7 protein-coding genes are annotated in these 6,566 nt (G+C 43.5%); all 7 read right to left on the reverse strand.

Features of this window, described 5'->3' with window-relative positions:
- Positions 1–286: 286 nt before the first annotated feature.
- On the reverse strand, positions 287–1,432 hold the full coding sequence (locus AC29Z1_RS11355) for a saccharopine dehydrogenase NADP-binding domain-containing protein (protein ID WP_488271574.1): 1,146 nt from the start codon (positions 1,430–1,432) through the stop codon (positions 287–289).
- A 15-nt stretch (positions 1,433–1,447) separates the two neighbouring features.
- Positions 1,448–2,350 (reverse strand): quinate 5-dehydrogenase, encoded by a 903-nt coding sequence (locus AC29Z1_RS11360; RefSeq protein WP_488271575.1) that lies wholly within the window; start codon positions 2,348–2,350, stop codon positions 1,448–1,450.
- A 15-nt stretch (positions 2,351–2,365) separates the two neighbouring features.
- Positions 2,366–2,887: a helix-turn-helix domain-containing protein gene (locus AC29Z1_RS11365; protein WP_488271576.1), complete on the reverse strand. Its 522-nt coding sequence runs from the start codon at positions 2,885–2,887 to the stop codon at positions 2,366–2,368.
- 117 nt (positions 2,888–3,004) lie between these two features.
- The gene (locus tag AC29Z1_RS11370) at positions 3,005–3,976 is read right to left on the reverse strand and encodes a hypothetical protein (RefSeq protein ID WP_488271577.1); all 972 of its coding nucleotides are present in this window, start codon (positions 3,974–3,976) and stop codon (positions 3,005–3,007) included.
- A complete protein-coding gene (dusB, locus tag AC29Z1_RS11375; RefSeq protein WP_488271578.1) occupies positions 3,973–4,944 on the reverse strand; it encodes a tRNA dihydrouridine synthase DusB in 972 nt (323 codons plus the stop codon). The genes AC29Z1_RS11370 and dusB overlap by 4 nt, the downstream gene beginning before the upstream one ends.
- Before the next feature lie 209 nt (positions 4,945–5,153).
- The gene (locus AC29Z1_RS11380) at positions 5,154–5,918 is read right to left on the reverse strand and encodes a type III pantothenate kinase (protein ID WP_488271579.1); all 765 of its coding nucleotides are present in this window, start codon (positions 5,916–5,918) and stop codon (positions 5,154–5,156) included.
- Positions 5,919–6,063: 145 nt separating this feature from the next.
- On the reverse strand, positions 6,064–6,566 hold a 503-nt coding region (locus AC29Z1_RS11385; protein WP_488271580.1), incomplete at its 5' end, for a biotin transporter BioY.

The following is a 6,566-nucleotide window of genomic DNA, read 5'->3' on the forward strand; positions in this document are numbered from 1 at the left end:
CTGATTTTAAATAGTCTAGCTTTTGCTCTAACTTCTTCAGTCCGTCTATCGTCAGCATAACATCTTTTTCCATGAATACATTCTCCTCTTTGTTTAAATATTTACAAAAAAATTATTTTTGCAAATATTTCAAAATTCTATCCGTTGATAGTGTATTCGTTTTAGTAAAAAACTTGCCCGTTGGTATAGCAAAATCTTTAGATATCAGGATCGGGCAATATAAATAGTGTCAAGTAGGACTTGACACTGTTGTCGGTAAGAGGCAACCCAATGCTATGAACATCCTCTATTTTTCACTATTATAGGCATAAATAAGGTTTTTGTCAATATTTTCAAAAGCACCTCTCTCTGTTTGTACCTGAACTATTTTCCTCGCTGCGTTATTTTTAATCGCAGTTAATTCCTCTGGAGTAATGGCTCTCTCAAAACTACGAAAGCCCGCAAGCTTGAAACCATGTTTAATTGCTAATTTATTAATAGTTTCAATTTGTTTTACCGTTAAATCCCGCCCTAGAGTGAAATTCTCGTAACGTCCCTCTAGCGCTAAGATCATGGTTTCAGCCATACAGGCATAGGCAGTTTGCGGCGGAAACCCAAAATTTAAACCGAAATCTACATTCCCCGGAACCTCAACGATCCCACCTTCAATAACAAGGACATCGTTGCGCATTTCTGCTACCCGGCGGGAAACATTGCGCGGTCTGGCTACATCACAAACAATAGCGCCTGGCTTCAAATCCTCAGGCTCAATGATACTGTCAATAGCACTGGTTACAGCTACAACTATATCAGCATTTCGGATAGCGTGTTTAGTATTTGCAGTTACCCGCACGGCTAATCCTGTAGATTTCAAAATTTGTGTAGCAAGTTTTTCAAGCTTGGCTTCGTCACGGGCAGCCAGTGTCAAATACCGCACTTCCCGCGCCAAAATTTGCGCACAGGCGGCACCAATTGCACCTGTCGCACCCAGGATAAGGATATTAGCCCGTTCTAAATCGTATCCCATTACTTTGGCCGCTTGACGGGTTCCTTCGAGCGCAGTAGCCACCGTATAGCTATTGCCTGTGGTCACTGCAATATTTAAATTTTTGGCAATAGATATACCTGCATCACCGACAATAGAAGTAAAAGCGCCAAGACCAACAATTTTTGCACCTAATTTTTCAGCCAATTTTCCAGCCTTAATAATCTTATTAATGACATATGGTTCAGGCATATTCAACATTTGTCGGGATGTTAGTGGGCACCCTATAAACCATCCCTCAGCAGTATTATATCCAGAATCAATACCTCTGATGTGAGATACTTTAAACGGCGGTATGTATTTGATAATTCCCTCCACTAACCTGTCCGGCCAGTTGCGGGTAAAAGGAAATTTCCGACTAAAATCCCTGGCTTCAAGCGGATGAACTACAAAAGCAAATGTTTGCAAATACAAGCCCCTCCCTCATCTAAGGTTTTTAAACCTTGGCTCAATCCCGGTCTGCTCTATAAGCTGAGTATAGTCTTCTGCTGTCAACTGTTCAGGGCGTTTACCAGACAAAACAGTGAGTACCCCTTCTAATACATTGGTGCCAAAAGACCGGCCGCCCATCTCTGGCGTAGTAGTTACCAACGTGACTACACCACGTTCTCTAAGCAGGTTTTCGTCTTCTTTCGTCACCGTGTTAGTAATAATGACTTTTCCATTCATATCAGCCGGCATATACCGTCTGATAAAGTGAAAATCCCCTGCGATAATAGCGGCCTTATGGAAGTATTTCTCGAACTTTGGGGTAACTTGCGTCTGCTTGTCACCAGTGGGGTAAAACAAACTAACGGGTAGTTTAGTGATAATAGGAGCTATCAGACTCGCTAATCGAGACAGTCCTGTTAAGGTAGTAATGGGTATGGGCAGCCCTAGTCCAAACATCAAGTCGCCAAATACCGTCCGGCTGCCAGCCGCCGCTAAAGCCTCGGCCATACCAAACCGGTCAACGGCACACACAAGCAGCACCTCTTTATCTTTAAAATTCCAACCGTGTTTAGTCATAAGATAAGGCACTACCCGGCGTTCCAATGTGTTTTTAATAGCACTACCGTCAACAACTGGTGTTATTTTAGCATTAGCAGCTAAGGCCTTTGCTTCCCGAAAAGTATACCGCTGATTACCAGCATAAATATATAAGTCAGTTCCGCCAAGACCGATGGCGTCCACCTGACCATCGAGTTCGCGAATAAGCTGCGCAGCCATACGTTTGTTCCCATCGGTTCCTAATCTCTTGATACAAAATTCTTGCCCACCAAATGTTGCGATTGTTGTACCATTACGTTTAGATGAACCCAGACTGATGCTTACCACCTGTTTCATCTGAGATCCCCCTGACTAAAACCTGAGCTGTCTAATAAGTGCACAAATATCCTCCGGATTAACATATTTATCTTCTGCAATTGGCGATTCACCAATTTGTATACCGATTACCGATTTATCCAGCAATGCCTCCACCAGCTTGATCCGCATATTAGACCCAATAATAATTACAATATCGTGCTTACGCACATTAGCAATGATCTCCATAATGGTGTTAAAAAGTTCTATACCACTTTTGGTCTGGACGAAATCCCAGCGTTCCTTCTCAGATAGTACTAAACAGTAATCAATACCTTCCTGTCTGGCTATCGCATAAATTTCTTCGCAATTTTTTATCGGAAAACCAATGAGTGCTATCCGGCCACCTTTACGAATCTCACCAATAGCCTCAAGGCGCGAAATCAAAGTCCGATCAACACTCAACTGCCCTGCTACTTCCTGTTGTGACAGGCCGTTACTCCGCAATTCAAGAATTTTGTCCACAGTTTGATGAATCTTCTGAATGTCAACAATCTTGTCACCAATGCGAAGCAACACGGCTTAGTCATCTCCTCCTGTAGTATATGTGCACAACATTGTGTACATACATATTTTAGCATTTTTTTAGAGTAGCAACAAGTTTTCGCGCAACAAACGAAATATATCAAAAAACCGTTACCCCCACGGTTCAAAGGGGAAACGGCTTATTACCTTTTTATAGGTTTGCAGCTTTAATATCGTATCATCATGAACCATACCCTTTTTAAGTCCTTGTAAAACACGGATTCCTTGGTTCATAGTAAGACCAATATCATCAGTTAGCTGAGACATCGTCGAACGACGTGCTTTGTCCAGTGATTCATTCAGAGATTTGCCTGCCTCAATATTACTGACAAACTCTTGGGCTAAATACACCTGGGCTAAATTAGTCATGGGATTACCGCAAACGCCGCTGGCCGTCACGCCCAAAACCTCGGGCATAACATGCTTGATGCTAAATTCCACTGATTTTTTTAACTCGTCGGTTTCTCGGTTCATAGCCGCCACCAATGTTCGAGGCGTACAAAGTCCATAGGTATTTAATGCCCTAATAACAGAATGCTCAATGGTATGAGCTTGTTCCAGTTCAACCAGACCACCTAAATTAGCCGTAATACTAATTTGCTGGCCAGTTTCCAAATCAACGCCATACAGCGTTACAGGTATATCACTTTTATCTCTAAACTCCGTATATCCGCCCTGCGGTGCCCATCCGGCACCGGAAATAGTCGGATAGTCTTTGCGCATTTTCTTTAGATTAAGATATTCAACATCATTGGAATAGATATAGCTACCAGCCGTGCGGAGTGTGTGCCAACGAGCATGCCCACATCCTTCCAACTTAGCCATCAGCACTGGAATTTCAGCCCCAGTCGCATCCACGACCGTCTGATTCCATATATCCAAGATTCTGACAACAACTCCTACAGGGTACAGTTCATGTTCGTCTGCTATCCAGGGACAGATGAAAATGTCTCTCCCAACTCCAACATCTAGGAGTAACTGACCTCCATTTTCAATAATAAACATACCAGTAATCGTCCCGCCCTGTGCTCTTGGCAATACGCCATTAGCAACAGGCATGATGAGCATATTCACTGTCTTCACCTCGATATTGTCGCCCGGTAATCTTCCATGATTCGAATAAAATCCGCTTTACTAGTTGCCTGATTAAAAGTAAGCCTTAATTCAGCCGACTTATGCAACCCTTTCGTGTACCAAGCCGCATGACTGCGCATTTCTCGGATACCAACATACTCGCCTTTGTGTTCAACAAGCATATCCAGGTGCCGTAGCAGCATGTCAATCCGTTCATCCAGTCCCGGCGGTGGCAAGAGATCGCCTGTTTCCAAATAATGGGTTACTTGTCGGAATATCCAGGGATTGCCTTGCGCCCCCCGTCCTATCATTATGCCATCACAACCGGTTTCAGTCAATAAACGCTTGGCATCCTTAGGCGTTCGGACATCACCATTACCGATAACCGGAATATTGACTGCCTGTTTTACCTCCCGAATAATATTCCAGTCAGCCTGACCCGAATAAAACTGCTCCCTGGTTCTGCCGTGCACACTGACAGCCGCCGCTCCGGCTTGTTCAGCCAATTTAGCTATTTCCACGGCATTAACCGATCTATCGTCCCAGCCTTTGCGAAATTTGACAGTTACCGGCACAACGCCAGCCGCCTGTACCACAGCTTCAATAATCCGGTAAGCCAAATCAGGATTGCGCATAAGTGCTGCCCCTTCACCATTTTTGACTATCTTATTGGTAGGACAACCCATATTGATGTCGATAATGTCAGCACCGGCTTCGGCAACAATTTTTGCAGCACGCCCCATACAGTCAGGTTCTGAACCAAAGATCTGCAAAGCTACCGGCCGTTCTCGCTCGTCAATAGCCAGCATCTTTTTGGTATGCACATTATCATAAATTAGCCCCTTATCACTCACCATTTCGGAATAGACCAAACCGCAGCCCATTTCTTTGGCCAGCAAACGAAATGGTAAGTCAGTAACCCCAGCCATCGGAGCCAAGATAACCTGATTGACTAAATTAAGTTTTCCGATTTGCATTTGTCCTCCTACTGTAAGAAAAGACTTGTGCCAAATCCCTTAGGACAAGCCGATTGCTTAGACTATCCATGGCGCAATCGGCTAGTGCCATCTAGGCACGTCAGGCAAAAGATTTAGTTGTTCTGTTGTCAGCACCAGGTAGTCATACATTCGGTGAGACTCAAAAAGACGGCCGTATTGACCGCCCTTTTCGCCATGTATAGCAATAATTACCGATTGCGTTCATAAATTAGCCGAAGACCTTCTAATGTCAGGAAAGTATCCACCTTATCAATGGTATGGGACTCTTGGGCAATAAGGTTAGCCCAACCCCCTGTAGCAATAACAGGCACCTTCTGTCCCATTTCTATGCGCATCCGACGGACAATTTCATCTACTTGTCCAACAAATCCATAAATAATGCCAGATTGCATACTATTGATGGTGTTTCGGCATATAATCGTTTTAGGTTTAATGAGTTCAATGCGCGGCAGTTTAGCTGCCCGTTGAAATAACGCCTCGGTGGAAATACCGATACCTGGTGCAATAGCACCGCCAAGATAATCGCCATTTTCCGATAAGGCACAAAAGGTAGTGGCAGTACCAAAATCAACAATAATTAACGGTCCGCCATATTTGGCATAGGCCGCGACAGCATTTACAATTCGGTCGGCACCAACTTCACGCGGATTTTCATATTTTATACATATACCTGTTTTAACACCAGGTCCAACTACTAGTGGATCAACGTTAAAATACCGCTGGCACATCCTAGTTAGTGGAACAATCAGTGGCGGAACAACCGAAGAAATAACAATTGCTTCAATATCTTCCATCTTCATGCCACGATAAGTAAATAGGTTATAAAGCAACATACCGTACTCATCACTGGTCTTTTGTTTATCAGTTGATACCCGCCAATGATGGATGAGTTCTTCGCCGTTATAGACGCCTAATACGATGTTGCTATTACCAACATCAAATACTAATAGCATTAATAAATCCCCCTGTGCAGCAGTAAGCTGTTTACGCTTTTTCGAACAGTTTAATGTTTAATAGCTATTATTGTACCTCAAAAACGGGAAGATTGTAAATACAAGCTATAATTACCCGCAAAATTATATCCCTTACCCGATTAAACTAATGGCTTAGTAAACCGATTTTTAACAAAACCCGGCGTACACGCACACCAATATATACCGCAGCCGCAGTTTTAACAAGATCAAACGGCAAAAAGGGTAGTACCGCCAAATGCAATGCCTGATCCAAACTCATGGCTTTGTGCAGCACATATTGAAAAGAAAACATAAACCCTGCCAACCCAATGCTATAAATAACCGCTAGGCCGGCTAACATAGAACAAGCGGTATATTTGTATGTCAGTTCAAAGTGTTCCGCAACATATCCAACAATATACGCACAAACAATATAGCCAAAAATATAACCGCCTGTTGGCCCAATTAACACTGCTGCCCCAGCTTTTCCTTGGGCAAACACCGGCAATCCAAATACCCCTAACAGCACCCAGACAATCACACTTACCGGTCCTAGACGACTACCTAATACCATACCCGTCAGCATCACTATCATGACCTGCATAGTAACCGGCACAGGTCCAATTGGAATAGCTATCTGCGAACTCA

Source organism: Sporomusa sp., assembly GCF_057736855.1.